The sequence below is a fragment of the Rhizobium laguerreae genome, from assembly GCF_002008165.1.
GTDB lineage: Bacteria > Pseudomonadota > Alphaproteobacteria > Rhizobiales > Rhizobiaceae > Rhizobium > Rhizobium laguerreae.
The window spans coordinates 586,798-603,767 of sequence record NZ_MRDM01000014.1 but is presented as its reverse complement, the minus strand read 5'-3'; the positions used below and the strand labels follow the sequence as shown (position 1 = coordinate 603,767).

At 61.8% G+C, this 16,970-nt stretch carries 15 protein-coding genes and 1 pseudogene; 12 read left to right on the top strand and 4 right to left on the bottom strand.

The window, feature by feature from the left end; translation table 11 throughout:
* The first annotated feature begins 144 nt into the window (after positions 1-144).
* From BS630_RS18750 to BS630_RS18705, 9 genes are all read left to right on the top strand, one after another.
* Positions 145-1,125 carry an SDR family oxidoreductase gene (locus BS630_RS18750; protein ID WP_077978583.1) on the top strand — a complete coding sequence of 327 codons (981 nt, stop codon included), beginning with the start codon at positions 145-147 and terminating at the stop codon, positions 1,123-1,125.
* Positions 1,126-1,229: 104 nt separating this feature from the next.
* Positions 1,230-2,303 carry a helix-turn-helix transcriptional regulator gene (locus tag BS630_RS18745; protein WP_077978582.1) on the top strand — a complete coding sequence of 358 codons (1,074 nt, stop codon included), beginning with the start codon at positions 1,230-1,232 and terminating at the stop codon, positions 2,301-2,303.
* 168 nt (positions 2,304-2,471) lie between these two features.
* Positions 2,472-3,704 (top strand): efflux RND transporter periplasmic adaptor subunit, encoded by a 1,233-nt coding sequence (locus tag BS630_RS18740; protein ID WP_077978581.1) that lies wholly within the window; start codon positions 2,472-2,474, stop codon positions 3,702-3,704.
* A complete protein-coding gene (locus BS630_RS18735; RefSeq protein ID WP_077978580.1) occupies positions 3,701-4,405 on the top strand; it encodes an ABC transporter ATP-binding protein in 705 nt (234 codons plus the stop codon). The genes BS630_RS18740 and BS630_RS18735 overlap by 4 nt, the downstream gene beginning before the upstream one ends.
* Positions 4,402-5,541 carry an ABC transporter permease gene (locus BS630_RS18730; protein WP_077978579.1) on the top strand — a complete coding sequence of 380 codons (1,140 nt, stop codon included), beginning with the start codon at positions 4,402-4,404 and terminating at the stop codon, positions 5,539-5,541. The genes BS630_RS18735 and BS630_RS18730 overlap by 4 nt, the downstream gene beginning before the upstream one ends.
* Positions 5,542-5,545: 4 nt before the next feature.
* Positions 5,546-6,766 (top strand): ABC transporter permease, encoded by a 1,221-nt coding sequence (locus BS630_RS18725; protein ID WP_077978578.1) that lies wholly within the window; start codon positions 5,546-5,548, stop codon positions 6,764-6,766.
* Between the two features lie 138 nt (positions 6,767-6,904).
* Positions 6,905-7,876: a DMT family transporter gene (locus tag BS630_RS18720; protein ID WP_077978577.1), complete on the top strand. Its 972-nt coding sequence runs from the start codon at positions 6,905-6,907 to the stop codon at positions 7,874-7,876.
* Positions 7,877-8,402: 526 nt separating this feature from the next.
* A complete protein-coding gene (locus BS630_RS18710; protein ID WP_077978576.1) occupies positions 8,403-9,890 on the top strand; it encodes a right-handed parallel beta-helix repeat-containing protein in 1,488 nt (495 codons plus the stop codon).
* A 463-nt stretch (positions 9,891-10,353) separates the two neighbouring features.
* The gene (locus tag BS630_RS18705) at positions 10,354-11,844 is read left to right on the top strand and encodes a right-handed parallel beta-helix repeat-containing protein (protein WP_077978575.1); all 1,491 of its coding nucleotides are present in this window, start codon (positions 10,354-10,356) and stop codon (positions 11,842-11,844) included.
* A gap of 66 nt (positions 11,845-11,910) precedes the next feature.
* On the opposite strand, the gene BS630_RS18700 is transcribed toward BS630_RS18705, so the two are convergent.
* The 3 genes from BS630_RS18700 to BS630_RS18680 form a co-directional block, all read right to left on the bottom strand.
* Entirely contained in the window at positions 11,911-12,192 is a 282-nt protein-coding gene (locus tag BS630_RS18700) for a hypothetical protein (protein WP_025395071.1), read from the bottom strand.
* 405 nt (positions 12,193-12,597) lie between these two features.
* On the bottom strand, positions 12,598-13,242 hold the full coding sequence (locus BS630_RS18685; RefSeq protein WP_077978574.1) for an NrsF family protein: 645 nt from the start codon (positions 13,240-13,242) through the stop codon (positions 12,598-12,600).
* Positions 13,239-13,787 (bottom strand): sigma-70 family RNA polymerase sigma factor, encoded by a 549-nt coding sequence (locus BS630_RS18680; RefSeq protein ID WP_065280470.1) that lies wholly within the window; start codon positions 13,785-13,787, stop codon positions 13,239-13,241. Before BS630_RS18680 ends, BS630_RS18685 begins: the two co-directional genes overlap by 4 nt.
* A 236-nt stretch (positions 13,788-14,023) precedes the next feature.
* On the opposite strand from BS630_RS18680, the gene BS630_RS18675 reads away from it, so the two are divergent.
* The 3 genes and pseudogenes from BS630_RS18675 to BS630_RS18665 all read left to right on the top strand — a co-directional run bounded on the left by BS630_RS18675 (position 14,024) and on the right by BS630_RS18665 (position 15,975).
* Positions 14,024-14,275, top strand: coding sequence for a pentapeptide MXKDX repeat protein (locus BS630_RS18675; RefSeq protein WP_077978573.1), 252 nt, complete (start codon positions 14,024-14,026; stop codon positions 14,273-14,275).
* 85 nt (positions 14,276-14,360) lie between these two features.
* Positions 14,361-15,202 (top strand): annotated as a pseudogene (locus tag BS630_RS18670) (cytochrome b/b6 domain-containing protein).
* The gene (locus tag BS630_RS18665; RefSeq protein ID WP_077978572.1) at positions 15,199-15,975 is read left to right on the top strand and encodes a molybdopterin-binding protein; all 777 of its coding nucleotides are present in this window, start codon (positions 15,199-15,201) and stop codon (positions 15,973-15,975) included. The pseudogene BS630_RS18670 and the gene BS630_RS18665 overlap by 4 nt, the downstream one beginning before the upstream one ends.
* Positions 15,976-16,074: 99 nt before the next feature.
* Here BS630_RS18665 and BS630_RS18660 read toward each other — a convergent pair whose 3' ends face one another.
* Complete coding sequence (locus BS630_RS18660; RefSeq protein WP_077978571.1) at positions 16,075-16,851, bottom strand: dioxygenase family protein; 777 nt, start codon at positions 16,849-16,851, stop codon at positions 16,075-16,077.
* Positions 16,852-16,970: the final 119 nt, after the last annotated feature.

The following is a 16,970-nucleotide window of genomic DNA, read 5'->3' as shown; positions in this document are numbered from 1 at the left end:
GACTGCCACCACGCTGGTTTACGCGACAGGTCGATCCAAACGACGTGAGCCGGTGCACGTGTTTTTGCAGGAGACGACCGATTTCTTTCGCGCTATGAAGACTGACCGCATATCCCCGCTACATCCGACACCGAGGTCCTTCACATGGCTTTGAAAATCCTTTTCGTTGGCGGTACCGGCCAGATTTCATATCCATGCGTCGAGCGCGCCGTGGTTCAGGGCCACGATGTCAGCGTCTATAACCGCAGTTTGAGAGGCGAGCCATTGCCTGCGGGGGTTACCTCGATCGTCGGCGATCTCGCGGCGCCCGCCTATGCGGACTTGGCCAAGGCCAATTATGACGTCGTGTGCCAGTTCATTGCCTTTACGCCCGATCAAGTCGCGCGTGACATCGATGTGTTTGCCGGGCACTGCGGCCAGTACATCTTCATCTCTTCGGCTTCGGTCTATGAAAAGCCGCCGCGCCATTATGTGATTACCGAGCAGACACCGGCGATCAACCCCTACTGGCGCTATAGTCAGGACAAGATTGCCTGCGAGACGCTGCTCACGAATTCCGAGAATCTCGCCTGGACCATCGTCCGCCCCAGTCACACTGTTCGCACCGGCCTGCCGATCATGATGGGCGACAGCGATGTCATGGCGAGACGCATGCTGGACGGCGAGCCCACCATCGTAGCCGGCGATGGCCACACGCCCTGGACACTGACCCGCTCGGTTGATTTCGCGGTGCCCTTTGTCGGGCTTTTCGGCAAGCCGGCGGCGTTGAACGAGATCTTCCACATCACCTCGGACCGCGCCCACATCTGGAACGATATTCAAAAGACGATCGCCAGATTGCTTGATGTCGAGGCCAGGATCGTGCACGTGCCGACGGACACCCTGGTCCGGTACAATCCGGAGTGGATTGGGCCGCTGCGGGGCGACAAGGCATGGTCGGCGATCTTTGACAATTCAAAGGTCAAAAGCGTGGCGGGCGACTTCACCTGCGCCGAGAGCCTTGATGAAATTCTGGCGGAGCCGATCATGCATCTCAAGCAGCGCCTGGCCAAGAACCGTCCGCCAAGGGGCGATCTCGATGCTTTGGTCGATCGGATCTGCGCAGCACAAAGCGCACTCGGCTAGGCAGCTCGCAGTAGAGCAACTTCATGGCATGCCGCTCACAAAAAAATCCCAGCCTAACGCGTCCTAAAACATGATGGAGGTCGCGCCGGCTGAGGATCTCGGCAATGATGGCCATCCATTCGCCACTTCGATCCTATCAGGCCATGCTGTTCATTCCGCTTCCTTTCGTCGTTGCCCTGCTGCTGCTCATCCTCTTCGTTGCCGTCCTCAGGCGCGACGAGGAGGCGCAGCCCAACCTGCCGTTTCTGGCACTGATCCTGCTCGCCGTGCTGCAATCCGTCCTCTCCGGCCTGCGCTGGGGCTATGGGGTGCAGGCGGTGGGCGTGATCGCGCCTGTCACCGCGGCGATGGTGCCGCCACTTGCCTATGCCGGGGTTTCCAGGCTGGTGAGGACGAGCCGGCGGCCGCTGCCGACGCGCATTGCACTGCATGCGGTGCCCGCCGCGGTCATCCTGCTTTTGATGGCGCTCCGGCGGGATGCGATCGATGTCGCGCTGGTGCTTGTTTTCGTCGGCTATGCCCTGGCGATCCTGCTTCTGATGCGGCCGGGCGCGGATGCGCTTCGGCTTGCGCCCTTCGAGGGAGCGGTGCCGGCCTATCGGGCCATCATCTTCGCGGCGGTGGCGCTGTGCCTGTCGGCCTCAGTCGATATCTTCGTCTTTCTCGATTTCACATGGGCGCATGGCGAGCATGCGCTGACGCTGATCAGCGTCAGCAATCTCGCGGTTCTCGTCATCCTCGGCATTGCGGCAGCCGCCGCCAGCCGAAGCCGGGCGCCGGCCGAGACGGTGGAGGCGGTGCTGAAGTCCGAAACGACCGAAGACAAGGAGACGATCGCCACGGTCGATGCGCTGATGGAGGCAAAAAAACTCTATCGCGATGCCAATCTCAATCTCGACCGGCTGGCCCGCAAGGCCGGCATTCCCGCCCGCCAGATCTCGGCGGCGATCAACCGGGCGATGGACAAGAACGTCTCGCAATATGTCAATGACTACAGGATCGGCGAGGCCTGCCGGCTGCTTGCCGCGAGCCAGAAATCGGTGACCGAGGTGATGTTCGAGGTCGGCTTCCAGACCAAGTCCAACTTCAACCGTGAATTCCGCCGGGTCACGGATATGACGCCGCTTGCCTGGCGTGAGAGGAAGGGCGGATCCGGCGTCTCTTCGGCTTCGTCCTGAAGTGACGCCTGTCCTCTCCCCAGCCTCATCCTGAGCGCCCCGTAGGGCCTTGAAGGACGGGGCTGGCAACCGCCGCTTCATCCAGCCAGTCCGTACCCACGCAATCACCCGCCCTCGTGGTTCGAGACGGCCCCCTTCGGGCCTCCTTACCATGAGGGCTGACCCCGGGTGCCTTGCTGCGCCAAGTACACAATCGCGATCGAGGACTGTCAGAAACGCGTTCGAGGTCGCGGTTTTGTCGCCGTTGGTCATTCTGGCAGCATGAACACGACATCAGAACATGACCGAGACCTTGCCGCCAAGCTGAGATCACTTTCGATCGAGCCCGCGGCCTTCAAGACGGAACCGCCGGAGCCCCATGTCCGGCGGCGGGTGATCCCCGGAGCGATGCTGGCCCTTGCCGCAACGGCATCTCTTGTGGTGGTGCTTCTCAATCGGCCCGAAACGCTGGGGTGCATCGAGACTATGCTTGCGGGACTCTTAGACAAGGAAGAGGCCGCAATATCCGTCAATGGAAGCGACGTGCCCGCCGCCGGTCCTATCCGGGCTCCGCCCTCCAATAACCCAGCGGACAGGGCATTGCCGTCCCGGGAAGTCACCGGCTCCGGCTACGTCGTGGCCCCCGATATCGCCACCATCTTCTCCAAATATGAAGGTCGGATCGCTGCCGTCGAGGTTGAGGCGGGCGACAGGGTCGTATCGGGGCAGGTGCTGGTGCGGCTCGATGATGCCGGCGCCCGCTTTGCACTTCAAGGCGCCGAGATCGCCCGGCAGTCGGCGGAGTTGGCGCTGACGGCGAAGACTATTGAATTGGCGCAGGCGCGGTCTTCCCTCACGCGCACCGAGCGGCTGGCCGGGCGCGATGCGATGTCGGCGCAGACGCTGGAGGAGGCGAAGACGGCGTTCGACACTGCCGAGAATGCCGCCCTGCAGGCACGGCAGGACGTGGCCAAGGCCGATCTCGATATCGACAGGGCTCGCGAGCAAGTGGAAGCGCTGACCATCCGGGCGCCGATATCAGGCACCGTCACCCGGCTTACCGCGCATGTCGGCAACACCGTGCTGTCGAGAGAGGACAGCGTCCGGGAGAATGAAAGCCTGCTTGCGATTGCCGACATGGCAACCGTGGTCATCGATGCCGATGTGGCCGAGGCGAATATCGCCTTGATGCGGCCAGGCTTGCGTGGCGAGGCGGTGCTCGACGGCTTTCCCGACCGGCCCTTTGCGGTCGAGGTATCGAAGATTGCGCCGATGATTTCGCGGGAGAAGGGGACGGTGACGCTTCGCCTGTCACTTTCCTCGCCGCCGTCAGACATGCGCCCCGCCATGGCCGCGCGCATCCGCCTTCTGGTGGGTGAGGCCGGGGATAACACAGACCATCAGCAAGGAGCAGAGCGATGACCGACACTCAAGAACCCTATATCGCGCTTCGCGGCGTCAGGAAGGCATTCAGGATCGGCTCGGAGACGATCCCGATCTTTTCCGGCCTCGACCTTTCCATAGCACGCGGCGATTTCGTCGCCGTCATGGGCCCGTCGGGCTCGGGGAAATCGACGCTGCTCAACATGCTCGGCGGCATCGACAGCCCCGACGGAGGGGAGATCAGGATCGGCCGCAGCCATCTCGAGCAGATGGGCGAAGGCGCCAGAGCCGCCTGGCGGGCACACAGCATGGGCATCGTCTTCCAGTTCTACAATTTGCTGCCGATGCTGAATGCGAGCGAGAATATCGAGCTGCCGCTGCTGTTGAAGCCGCTCAAGCGCAAGGAGCGGCGGGCGCGCGTCGAGACCGTGATGGATCTGGTCGGCCTCTCCGGACGGCAATGGCAGTTTCCATCCAGCATGTCCGGCGGGCAGCAGCAGCGCGTCGGCATCGCCCGCGCCATCGTCGGCGACCCCGACCTCTTGCTCTGCGACGAACCGACCGGCGATCTCGACCGGAAATCCGCCAATGATATCCTCGAGATTCTGGGCTTTCTCAATCGCGAGCTTCAGAAGACCATCATCATGGTCACGCATGATCCCGAGGCCACTTCCTTCGCCCGGCGCACGCTGCATCTCAACAAGGGCGAATTCGTCGAGCAGGAAAGGTTGGCCCAATGATCTTCTTCCAGCTGATGCGCCGCAATGCCTGGCGCAAGCCGCTGAGGGCGACGCTTCTGATGTTCTCGGTCGGCGTCGCCTTCCTGATCTATGGGCTGACGGCGAGCTTCCTCAGCGGCTCGCAAGGGGCGGCCGGGGCGAGCGATACGCTGCTCGGCGTCTTCAACAGATCGGGGCGGGCGCAGCCGCTGCCGCTTGCCTATCTCAACAGGATCGCCGCCGATAGCGATGTCGCCGCCGTCGCCTACATGACGCGCATGCGGGGCTTCGTCGATGTCGAGAAGAATGTCGTGATGACGAGCGCGGTCGATCCACGATTGATCGCCGCGGCCAATGGCGACGAGCTCGGGCTGACGCCGCAGCTGATATCAGCGCTGGAAGAGGGCCGTGACCGGGTGCTGGTCGGCCGGGCGCTGGCGGAGGCGCAGGGCTGGTCGGCCGGCCAGCGCATCGGGGTCACCAGCCACCTGACAAGGGAGGACGGCAGCCGCAACTGGAGTTTTGAGATCGCCGGCATCTTCGAAGGGGCCGACGCCAGCACCGACACCTATTTCATGATCGCCCGCTATGATGCCGTCAATGCGGCGCGCGCCCGCGGCAAAGATACAGTCGATGGCTTCGTGGTGCGACCGCGATCGGGCGTTTCATCTGGCGTGCTGGCGGCAAGGATCGACGCGCTGTTTGCCAATTCGGCGGCACCGACGCGCACTCAATCGGAAAAGCAGTTCCTCGAGGCTTTCTTGCGGCAGTTCGCCGATATCGGCCTGATCGTCAGCCTCGTCGTCGGCGCCGCCTTCGTGACGATCCTGATGATCGTGGTCAACACCATGCTCTTTGCCGTGAGGGAGCGCAGCTTCGAGATCGGTGTCATGAAGGTGCTCGGCTTTTCCAGGGGGCGGATCATTGCGTTGATCCTCGGCGAGACACTGTTCGTCTTCGCCGTCGGCGGGGCGGGCGGGCTCGTTCTCGCCAAGCTCGCGACGCTGTTTGCCGGGCCGGAATTCGGCCTCGCCTTCACCTCATCCGTGCTGGCGAAATCCGTCGCCATCATCGCCGCCCTCGGCCTCCTGACCGGCTTGCTGCCTGCCGTCAACGCCATGCGCCTGCCCATCATCAACGCCTTCAGATCGAGATAATCCAATGTCATCAACGCTCAAGCAGATCTTTCTCATGATCAGAGTCAATCTCGGCAGCCTGCCGCGGCGGCTCGCGATCTCGCTGTCGATGGTGCTGTCGGTCGCGCTCGTGGTGGCGGTGCTTGCGGGTTTTCTCGCCATGGCCAGGGGCTTCGAGGCGACCCTTCAAGGCGCGGGTTCATCAGGCATCGCCGTCATTCTCGGCGGCGGCACCAACCAGGAGACCGGTTCCGATGTGCCGGCCGAGACGATCCGCAGCCTGACCGCCATGACCGGCGATATCGGCGTGGCGCGCAATGCCGCGGGCGGCTTGGCGCCCGTCGGCGGCCTGGCGCTGTCGCGCGAAATCTTCGTTCCCGTCGATGTCATCAGGGCAAGCGACGGTGCGGACCAAACGCTGTCGCTGCGGGGCATGGACCCGGCCGGGCCCGGCCTGCGCGACCGCGCCGCGCTGTCCCAAGGGCGGCTGTTTTCGCCGGGCGCCCGCGAGATTGTCGTCGGCGCCCGCATCGCCGATGAATTCTCCGGCTTCGCCATCGGCGACAGGGTGCGGCTCGGTGCGGTGGACTGGACGGTCGTCGGGCATTTCACCTCTGGCGGCAGCGCCTTCGAATCCGAGATCTGGGCGGATCTGGAGGCGGTGCAATCGGCCTTCGACCGGCAGGGACAGGTGCAGAGCCTGCGCGTGCGTCTCGATGGGGCAGGCGGGTTGCCTGTGTTGCAGGAGCATCTCTCCGCATTTCCCGGTGCGCCGCTCACCGCCCTCTCCGAGGCCGATCTCTATGCCGCGCAATCTGAGCGTACCGCGAGCCTCATCCGCCTGTTCGGCTGGCCGCTGGCGCTCTTGATGGCGGTCGGGGCAACCGCCGGCGCTTTGAATACGATGATGAGCTCAGTCTCCGACCGGACCGTCGAGATCGCCACGCTCCGCCTGCTCGGCTTCGGCCGCCTGCCGGCCTTCACTGCCACCTGGGTCGAGGCCGTGGCTCTCGCGATCACCGGCGCCGCCCTCGGCATCCTCGCCTCATGGCTCGCCTTCAACGGCTGGCAGGGCAGCACGATGGGCGCCAACAATACCAAGATGGCCTTCCAGCTCGACGTCACCGCCGACGTCGCGCTCACCGCCGGCCTGCTGGGACTTGCCATCGGCATAATCGGCGGCGCGTTGCCGGCACTTGCGGCGACACGGCTGCCGCTGACCTCGGCTTTGCGGGCGAGAGGGTAGAGGCTGGCTGTCTAAATCTTCCGGGCGGGTCACATCATCACGGCGACCGTCCTGATCGGCCCGAAGGAGACATCCGCAACAGGCGGAGCGCCGCCGCCTCATCTGTCCAGCCCATGGAAACTGTGGCATAACTCAGCCATGGCAATGAATGTATTGGCGGTGCATCGCGAAACTGTCGCGACGGAACAGGCGGCAGGCAATTCGCTTGCCGCCGCCTATTCCGTGGGCGTTCTCTGCTGGCTGCTGTCGGCCGGCGTCTATATCGCGGCGAAATGGGTTTCTACCGAGATGCCGCCCTGGGCGCTCTGCTTCTGGCGCGTGCTGATCGCCTTCGCGATCCTGATGCCGATCGCGCGCCGGCATTTTGGCGAGATGGTCGCGCTGATGTGGGCTCGCCCGCTCGACCTGCTTCTCATTGGCGGTGTGGGACTGGCGATCTGCCAGGGCATGATTTTTGTCGGCCTCGAACATGCCGATGCCACCACTGCCGGCATCATCATCGCCCTGATCCCGATCATCACCATGATCCTTGCCCGTTTGATGCTGGCCGAGCCGATGGGACGCTGGCAGGTGATCGGATCGATCCTGGCCTTTCTCGGGATCGTGGTCATCATCATCAAGGGCAGTCCGGCCGCGCTGATGCGGCTCGACTTCAACCCGGGTGAACTGTGGATCGTCGCCGGCGCGTTCTGTTTCAGTCTTTATACCGTCCTGCTCCGCCGCGCGAAATTCGACATGAATCGCCTTGCGCTCCTGGTGCTGCTGCTCGGTGCGGCGGTGCTGACGGCGCTGCCCTTCTACCTGTTCGAGCTATTCTCAGACGAGCGCTCGACGCTCAACGGCAGCGGGCTCATCGCGCTCGCCTATGTCGCGATCCCCGGCGGGGCGGTCATGTACTACCTCTTCAATCGCAGCATCGAGGCGCTGGGCGCGGCTCGGGCTGGCGTCCTCCTCTACATTCAGACCATCTTCATCGCCGTGCTCGCCTATCTGATCCTCGGCGAGCAGTTGCAACGCTATCACCTCGAAGGCGCGGCACTCATCATCGCCGGCTTGCTTCTCATCATCCTGCTGAAGCCGAAGATCAAGGCCGAAGCGGCTACTGCATAATTCCTTAAATCGGGATCGATTTAAGGATAAAATTATGCAGAATTCAAAGTGCTACAGCGTCCTTTGCGCGTCTGAAAGACGCGCGGCGCTGTAGGGCCTGAGGTCTGCCCATCGCTGCGACATGGTTGCCGCTGACCTCGGCCTTGAGGCGAGGGGGAGGGTTTCACCTTGGAGTGCGCCTTTCGCTTACGCTCAAGGCGTTCATCGCGGGCGCTTCTCACCCCCTGAGCGCAAGCGAAGCGAAGGCAAGAATCACATGGCGCATAGACGGAAGGCGACATGTGCCTCGCGCAAACACGCCGCGATTTATTCACCTCGAAGTCGCCGATTTCTCGGCCCAAGTTGTAACTTTTGTCACACCAGGCAATTGCCTGTGGAAGGAGGCGCGCGAACCCGCCCGCTGCCGCATTGACAACATCTTATCGCCTTCTTGCCGTGGCCGGTTTGCCCCCGCCGCATCCGATCGGCCGATCCTGGACGATCCCGCGGCGACATAACGATCCGACGAATAGGGCAACATGGCGATATGACAGTCTACTATGTGAACTCAGCGAGTGGCTCCGACCGCAACAGCGGAACGGGCCAGAATTCGGCTTTTGCGACTTTGTCCAAAGTGGAATCCTTGAAGCTGAAACCCGGCGACAGCGTGCTTCTTGCCAAAGGAAGCGTGTTCAACGAGCAGTTCGATATCAAATATTCCGGCAGTGAGAGTGCGCCGATCAAGATCGGCAGTTACGGGACGGGTGCGGCACCCGTCATCCACAGCAGCGGCGACGGCGTCCACAGTCTCTATGCCTCGAACATCGTCATCGAGAACCTGAAGATATCGAATACCGGTGGTTCGGGCATCTATGGCGGCAGTGTTACGAACTGGACGGTCCGCGACGTCGAGATCGCCAAGACGGGATTGTCGGAAAACGCAGGCGCCGTCACCTTCCGGAGCAGCAAGAACGTCACGGTCGAAGACAGCAAGATATCGGGCGTCAAAGGCGACGGCTTCTGGATCGAGAAGGTCGACGGCGTCAAGCTTCTCAACAACACCGTCACCAGCGCGAACGGCTCGACGGCCGATGCCGTGCAAGTGAATGACAGCAGCAATATTCTGATCAAGGGCAATCATCTCGACCAGACCGACGCCAGCACTCCGAAGGGAGTGATAGCACTGGTGCGGGCAACGAATGCCGTGGTCGAGGATAATGTGCTCACCGGCGGCGGCTTCGGTATCAGCGCGCCCGCTGGCAAGAACGTCGCCATCCGCGACAACGACATATCCGGATATCACGGTTACAGCTGGTCCTTCGCCGTCGGTCTCGGCGACCAGGGCAATGCGCGGGACTATGATATTTCAGGCAACCATATTCATGACGGCGCATGGGGCGTTGCCGTCAGTGGCCCCAGCGGCGCCAGCTATAGCCGCACGAATATCAAGGTCCACGACAACGTCTTCGACGACCTCTCGCAGGCGGCGCTGAAGGTCGACAGGCCGGCATCCGGCTCCTTCTACAACAATACGATCGAGACCGGCACCAAGGCCACCAGCATATCGCCGGCCATTGCCGATGCGCATACCTTCACGGTCAAAGGCAATCATACGGTCGCCAATGTCGAGACGGCGCTGGCAAGCCCGGTTGCGAAGACCGCGGCAGTCATGGAGGCCTCCGCGGATCCGGCGGTTGCCGCCGTCCATGACAATTTGAAGATTTTCACCGATACGGGCGACGGCCATCGCGGCAATCTCCTCGAAAACGATAGCTCGGATAACGACACCCTGGTGCTGCGCCGCTTCGGCGACGAAACCGTCGGCAAGCACGGCCTGACGCTGACCGGGGAATATGGTCAGATCCACGTCGACCGGGAAGGCAATTATGCCTACACGCTCGATGAAACGAAACTCCCTGACCGTAGCGGACATGTGAGCGAGTCGTTCAGCTACGGGATCAACGATGGAAGCTCGCATCATAGCGACGGGGATACGCTGACCGTCTTCATCCATATGGATGGCTTGCTGAGCTGAGGTGAGTGTGCCGGGAGCCGGCGCTATGCCGGGAGGCGTTCCTTCCGGGGAGGCGTGGCTCCCCTGGGGGAAGCGTTGCTCTCGCCACCAAATGGCTCCCACAGCACCCTCATCCGGTTGCCGCCGGGTGAGGGTAAGGGGCTGCAATGCGGCCCCAACCTTTCCGGCTTGCGACTGACCTGAAACGGGACATTTCACCTCTGCGACCATACGTCGCCGAGCGTACGATTATCGTTCATTCACCTTTCGGTCGCTTTTTAGTAGATTGTTTCCGTATAAGTTGTCATTTCCAGGATACGCCTCCGCCAGGCGTTCTCGGGACCAAGGCAGGGCCACAGGTCTGCCAACCGTCGTGAGGGCAATATCGAAGGCCTTTTGACATGGCCTTTAGCCCCGACCGCATCCGATCCACGCGTCGCAGCCGATTCAGATGGCTGCGCGGGCAATTCGAGAACAAGGCGATATGGCAATTTATTATGTGAATCCAGCAATAGGCTCCAACAGCAACAGCGGAACGAGCGAGGCCACGCCGTTTGCATCGTTCTGGGCGGTGGAAAACTTGAAGCTACAGCCGGGCGACAGCGTGCTGCTCGCCGCCGGAAGCGTGTTCAACGACCAGCTCGACCTTAAATACTCCGGCAGCGTTGCGGCTCCGATTACGATCGGCAGTTATGGTGTCGGCGATGCGCCGGTCATCCATAGCCCCAATGATGGCATTCACAGCCTCTATGCATCGAACATCGTCATCGAGAACCTCAAGATCTCGGATACCGGCGGCGCGGCCATCTATGCTGGGTATGTTTCGAACTGGACGGTCCGCAACGTCGAGGTCGATCACACCGGCTTGGCGGGCAAGTCGGGTTCCATCACCTTCCGGACCGGCTCCAACATCACCATCGAAAACAGCACGATCAACGACGTGAACGGCGACGGCGTCTGGATCGAAAAAGTCAACGGCGTCAATTTTCTCAACAACACCGTCACGAACGCCCACGGCACGGCGGCGGATGCCGTCCAGATGAACGACAGCAGCAATATCGTGATCAGCGGCAATTATCTCGACCAGACGGGGGCAGCTACGCCGAAGGGTGTCATCGCGCTCGTTCGGACCGTGAATGCCTTGGTCGAGGACAACGCGATCATCGGCGGTGGCTTCGGGATCGGCGCCCAAGCCGGCACCAACATCGCTATTCACGACAACGATATTTCAGGTTATGGCGGCTACAGTTGGTCCTATGCCATCGGTCTCGGCGACCAGGGCAATACGCGGGACTACGACATTTCAGGCAATTACATCCACGATGGTGTATGGGGCGTGGTGGTCAGCGCCTCCGGCACAACCAGTTACATTCGCGAGGGCATCGAGATCCACAGCAACGTCTTTGACGATCTGTCGCAGGCAGCGCTGAAGGTCGACAGGCCGGCATCCGGCTCCTTCCACGACAATGTCATCGCCAGCGATGTCAGGCCATACAGCATCTCTCCCACTATCATCGCCGCGAACACCTTTCCCGTCAGCAACAACACGACGCTCGATGAGGCCCAGGCGTCGATGCTGGCGAGCAGCGATAGTCTCGCGGTCGGCGATACGACGCACACGGACACGGCGCCTGCCATTGTCGCAACCCATGACAGCCTGAACGTCTCCGATCTGGATGGCGCCCATTACGGCAATCTCCTCGAAAACGACAGCTCGGCCAATGGAAACCTGCTGCTTCGCCGTTTCGAGGGCGAATTCGTCGACAAGGACGGCGTAACGCTGACCGGCCGATACGGTACAATCCATGTCGACAGTGACGGCGATTACACCTATACGGCCGACGCGGCAAAGCTCGCCGGGCTCAGGGGAGATGTCAGCGACACCTTCCATTACAAGATCTCCGACGGGACTTCGCTGCATTTCGACACGGATACGCTGAGCGTCTCCATCCATGTGGATGACCTGCTGAGCTGATAGGGATGCCGGCGGCAAATGGCGTTGCATTATCGCGGCGGCAGTCCGTCCAGTACTTGCGAAGTCTCATTGATCGCCGAGCAGGATCCTGATGACATCGACTTCGATTTCCGCGCAGATGATCTCGTATTCGGTGATGATTGCGGGATCGGCCGATCTATCCCGGCGCATGCGATCGAGGACGGCGCAGGCTTCGCCGTAGGCGCCGCATAATTCATAAAAATGGGGCTGGCTCGCCGCAACTGCTCTGATCGTTGCCCGCGTCGCAGGCAGCCTCATCATCAGCCTGGCCAGCCCCTGTTCCGCGGCTTGCCGGGTGAGGTGGGCTACGCCTTCTTTCCTGACCATGCCGTCATTCCTCGCTGCCTGTGGTTTCCGATCCAGGGGGTACGCAAGACTCACCCCCCGAGTAGTACGCAGGAATGCTGCATCTGGTTTCATGCCGGAAGAAGGATTAGAGCCTTTCCGGGTTAGATTGAAGCATTCTGCCGGAGCAGATTTTCGTCAGGACAATGGCGATTGGCGAAGGGCATACCCCAAGGTACGTGCGAGCCGATCGCCTTTGTCCTGGCGGAAAGATGCCCGGCCCTTCGGGTTGGCTGAAACGGGCCGGGTGATCGACCGGCCGGCTTGGCCGTAGAGCCGGGCTACGACACGCGCCGGCCGGTCGACCATCCGACTCCGTTTGAGCCAACAGAATGCTTCAATCTAACCCGGAAAGGCTCTAGTGGCGCAGGCCGCAAACAGCCGGTGCTACCAGCGCAGGAGGCGGGGGCCGAGCAGCGCGCCGATTGCGCCGGTCAAGAGGATGCCGAGCGAATACCAGAGGGTGACAAAGGGCAGACCGTTTTCCGTGCAGAACCAGGAATAGACCCAGGCACCGGATGCGCCGGCGGCAATGCCGGCGATGAAGCCTGTGAAGCCGAGGTTGCTCGGGGCGCTGCCACGGAGAACCCAGGTATTTGCGATCAGGATCGGTATGGCAAAGGCAAAGATCAGCAGCGGGCAATGCAGGGCGGAGGAACCGAGCACCAGCACGGGATAGTTTGCAGCCGGCGACGAAGCGAGCTGGATGACCGCCATGACGGCGAGGGCGAGTATGATGGCCGCGGCAATCCCGAAAAAGCGGCCCTCCGAGCCATCCGGCCGGGACAGGCGGTAAACGGCTGCGAAGGCGGCGATTGCAAGCAAGGCATTGTAGGCGGACTTGATCCAGAAGGCCGGCAGCATCAGCGCCTGCGCCATATCGGTACGAAGGCCGAGGACGATAAGCATCAGCAGCAGCGAGACTGCCAAGGCCGGCAGGACGGCGAGCGTGAAGCGGCGTTCGAGCGCATGTTTCGGCACCGGCTTCAGATCTCGGACAAGGCTGTCGATCACGTCCTCAGTCTCTCTCACATTCCACCTCGCAATCTTGCCGCCAGCGCCTTGATGCCCCTGTGAACGCCGACCTTAACCGCCGATTCCGACTGTCCGGTGCGGCTTGCAGTGTCGGCCACCGACTGCCCCTCAAGCTTGACCTGACGGATCAGCTCCTGCTGGTGCTGCGGCAGGCCGTTCAACAGCCGTTCGACATCCATGCGCGCTGCAATCGCATCCTCCCTGAAGTCGCCTTCGATCTCCTCGTCCAGCTCCATCTCCGCCTTGTACCGGCCGCCATGCTTTCGGTGGTGGTCGATCAGCTTGTAGCGGGCAATCGAGAAGAACCACGCGGTGAACGGCCGCTCCCTGTCATAGGTCGCCCGGCGCGAATGCAGCGCCAGCAACGTCTCCTGCACGAGATCTTCCGTGTCGGATTTCGCGGTCGTGCCGATCCGCCCGCCATAATAACCGACGAGCAGGGTTCGCAACGTCACGAGCAGACGCCGGTAGGCTGCCTCGTCCCCATCGAGGGAAAGAAGCATCAGCATCTTCAGTGCTTGTTCCGAATGGGCGCTCGTCATGTCGTCTGCAATATCATTCGGGTGGATGACGCTTTGGTTACAGGCGGGTTCAAAAATCTTCCGGCGGCAATTCGAAGTGTACAGCGTCCTTTGCGCGTCTCCAAAAGACGCAAAGGGCGCTGTAGCGCTATCACATAAGCGTGAGGCTGTAACCGCCTTCGCAAGGGGATCGAATTCAGGACTGTGAGCCGTCGGCGGGTGCCGGCGGACATGTCAATCGATCCGAGAAGATCCTCATGACCAAGATCCTTTCCAGCCTTGCCGCCTGCACATTCGTCATCGGCCTGTCGCTTGCCGGCGCCGCCAGCGCTCAAAGCGATGCCATGAAGAAAGACAGCAGGAAGACCGACACTAGGTCGAAGGACGCCATGTCCGAGGATGCAATGGCGACCGGCAGCACCAAGGCCGACTGCATGCACAATGCCGGCATGGAGAAGGACACGATGAAGAAGGACACGATGATGAAGGCCTGCGACGCGATGAAGTAAGTTTAGCCGCGGCCGCTGAAACTTTATCGCCGGCGGCCGCGTCCTTTCTCGCAAAGACCTTTCATGTCGATCCGGAGGAACTACAATGGCCACGACCGATGCCGGCATGGCGAGCGGACGCGCGCTCTTCTACCGCCATGGCCTGCTGGTGCGCCTGTCGCATTGGGTGAATGTGCTGTGCATGACGGTGCTGCTGTATAGCGGCCTGCAGATATTCAACGCCCATCCGGCGCTCTATTGGGGTCAGTATGGCGCCGACGACGATCCGTCCTTCATTTCCATGGAGGCGGAACAGGAAGGCGATGTGCTGAAGGGCGTGACGCGCATCGGCGGATTGAGCTTCGACACGACGGGCATTCTCGGGGTTTCGAATGTCGACGGCGAGGCTGCTGTGCGCGGTTTTCCGAACTGGCTGACCTTGCCGAGCTACCAGGATCTGGCATCCGGCCGGCGCTGGCATTTCTTCTTTGCCTGGCTGTTCGTCATCAACGGCTTCATCTATCTCGCCTATGGTTTCGTCAGCCGGCATTTCCGCCGCGATCTGCTGCCGGCGGCCGAAGAGCTGAAGCCTTCGCATCTCGGTCACGAGATCGTCAATCACGCCCGGCTGCGCTTTCCCAAGGGGGCCGAGGCTCGCCACTATAATACGCTGCAGAAACTCGCCTATCTCGCCGTGATCTTCGTGCTGCTGCCGCTGATGATCGGGACGGGGCTTACCATGTCGCCGGGCTTCAATGCGGTCGCCCCTTGGCTGCTCGATCTGTTCGGCGGCCGACAATCGGCCCGCACACTGCATTTCTGACCGCCTTCTCGCTCGTCGCCTTCGTCGCCGTGCATGTGGCGATGGTGCTGGTCTCGGGCGTGTTCAACAATCTGCGCTCGATGGTCACCGGTTATTACGACATCGGGCAGGGAGGAAAGTCATGAGCCGCATCATCACCAGACGTCGCTTCCTGATCGGCGCGACCATGACGGCATCGGCGCTGGGGCTTGCCGGCTGCGATGCCCTCGTCGAAAACGATCGGACGAAATCGGTGTTGAAGATCGCCGAAGGCTTCAGCATGAAGACGCAGCGCTTCCTGCTCGGTGACGACGCACTCGCCCGCGAGTTCACCGAAGCCGATATCTCGCCGACCTTCCGCGCCAACGGCACGAGCATGCCCGACAATGCCCGCTATATCGACTGGATGAACCAGCGGTTTTCGGGCTGGAAGCTCGAGGTCGGCGGGCTGGTCGACAAGCCGATGCAATTGTCGCTGGCCGAGCTGAAATCCCTGCCGGCCCGCACGCAGATCACAAGGCATGACTGCGTCGAGGGCTGGAGCGCGATCGGCAAATGGACCGGCGTGCCGCTTGGTGCGTTGCTTCAGACGGCCGGTCTGAAACCCGAAGCCCGCTACATCGTCTTCCACTGCGCCGACGAATATGAAAAGACGCTCGACGGCAGCGGCTGGTATTACGAAAGCATCGATCTCGTCGATGCGTTTCACCCCCAGACGATCCTTGCCCACAGCATGAACGGCCGCGATCTCGAAGTGGCCCATGGCGCGCCACTCCGGCTCCGGGTCGAGCGCCAGCTCGGCTACAAGCAGGCAAAATACCTGACCGGCATCGAAGCCGTCGCCGATCTCGGCCAGCTCTACGGCGGCAATGGCGGCTTCTGGGAGGATCGCGGTTATGAATGGTATGCGGGCATATAGGCCCCCGACCGACATGCCGACCTTGACGTTTTCCTCGTGTCGGGTTCCACGGCCGGAGAGGTCGTCGTGGTCAAGGGTACGGAAATCCCGCAGCTCCCCTCAGGAAGAGAGACCGATCGTGATGGTGGCGGATAGCACGCCGCCGTCGAGCTTTTCGAAATCGAACATGTGGTCGGCCGCATCCTCCGGGAAGAGGCCGTCCTCGTCGTTGCGCGTATCGCGGGCAGGGCGCCCGAGATAGTCGGGATGCTCGCCATAGATGATATCGCTCAGCACATCGTCGAAATAGATCTGGCTGACGAGAAGCTCCTTGCCCTCGGCGAGGATGCGGCAGTGAACGTGCGGCGTGCGGCCCTTATACCATCCGGGATAGGCCGTCAAGAAGCTTGCCTGCCCCGTGGCATCCGTCAGCTGGCGGCCGCGAAAGGCGAGCCCGCTGATCGCCTCGGCATCGCCGAAGGTGCACATCTCCGCAGCCTCGCGGCCGGAATAGATGCCGCGGTGATCGGTATGCCAGATTTCGATATCAGCATTTTCGACCGGCCGGCAATCGGCCGCGTGGACGATCCGAACGGCCAACCGCAAAGGCAGCCCGGCCTTTCCTTCCGAAACGTCCTGACGAGCCGGGACATTGTTGACATGGCAGGGGCCAAGGGCCTGGGCGACGGTCACGACACAATTCGGACTGGTACGGAAGAGCGGCTCTGGCAGCTTTTCCAAGGTAACCGATTTTGTGCCGCCGCTTACGAAATCCGTTCCCTTCCAGTCGAATGTCCTGGCGGCAACAACGACATGCCGCCGCGGCCAGATTGCCACCGCAGCCACGGATGATGCGACAATGGCCGCACCGCCAAGCACAAGAGTCCGCCTCTTCATCTGTCTTCCTCTGCCTCAAGTCGCAGGATTTAAGGAGGATGCGCAGGAAATTCCAATTAAATCCAGGCAATGATCGACGGCAACGAGATCATTCTGCAATGCCGCCGAGACGCCAGGTG

Excerpts from the sequence above, each read along its gene's own strand:
- BS630_RS18720 (WP_077978577.1), top strand. The coding sequence starts at position 6,905 with ATGGCAATGAATGTATTGGCGGTGCATCGCGAAACTGTCGCGACGGAA.
- BS630_RS18735 (WP_077978580.1), top strand. The coding sequence starts at position 3,701 with ATGACCGACACTCAAGAACCCTATATCGCGCTTCGCGGCGTCAGGAAG.
- BS630_RS18710 (WP_077978576.1), top strand. The coding sequence starts at position 8,403 with ATGACAGTCTACTATGTGAACTCAGCGAGTGGCTCCGACCGCAACAGC.
- BS630_RS18750 (WP_077978583.1), top strand. The coding sequence starts at position 145 with ATGGCTTTGAAAATCCTTTTCGTTGGCGGTACCGGCCAGATTTCATAT.
- BS630_RS18730 (WP_077978579.1), top strand. The coding sequence starts at position 4,402 with ATGATCTTCTTCCAGCTGATGCGCCGCAATGCCTGGCGCAAGCCGCTG.
- BS630_RS18675 (WP_077978573.1), top strand. The coding sequence starts at position 14,024 with ATGACCAAGATCCTTTCCAGCCTTGCCGCCTGCACATTCGTCATCGGC.
- BS630_RS18705 (WP_077978575.1), top strand. The coding sequence starts at position 10,354 with ATGGCAATTTATTATGTGAATCCAGCAATAGGCTCCAACAGCAACAGC.
- BS630_RS18745 (WP_077978582.1), top strand. The coding sequence starts at position 1,230 with ATGATGGCCATCCATTCGCCACTTCGATCCTATCAGGCCATGCTGTTC.
- BS630_RS18665 (WP_077978572.1), top strand. The coding sequence starts at position 15,199 with ATGAGCCGCATCATCACCAGACGTCGCTTCCTGATCGGCGCGACCATG.
- BS630_RS18660 (WP_077978571.1), bottom strand. The coding sequence starts at position 16,851 with ATGAAGAGGCGGACTCTTGTGCTTGGCGGTGCGGCCATTGTCGCATCA.
- BS630_RS18700 (WP_025395071.1), bottom strand. The coding sequence starts at position 12,192 with ATGGTCAGGAAAGAAGGCGTAGCCCACCTCACCCGGCAAGCCGCGGAA.
- BS630_RS18680 (WP_065280470.1), bottom strand. The coding sequence starts at position 13,787 with ATGACGAGCGCCCATTCGGAACAAGCACTGAAGATGCTGATGCTTCTT.
- BS630_RS18725 (WP_077978578.1), top strand. The coding sequence starts at position 5,546 with ATGTCATCAACGCTCAAGCAGATCTTTCTCATGATCAGAGTCAATCTC.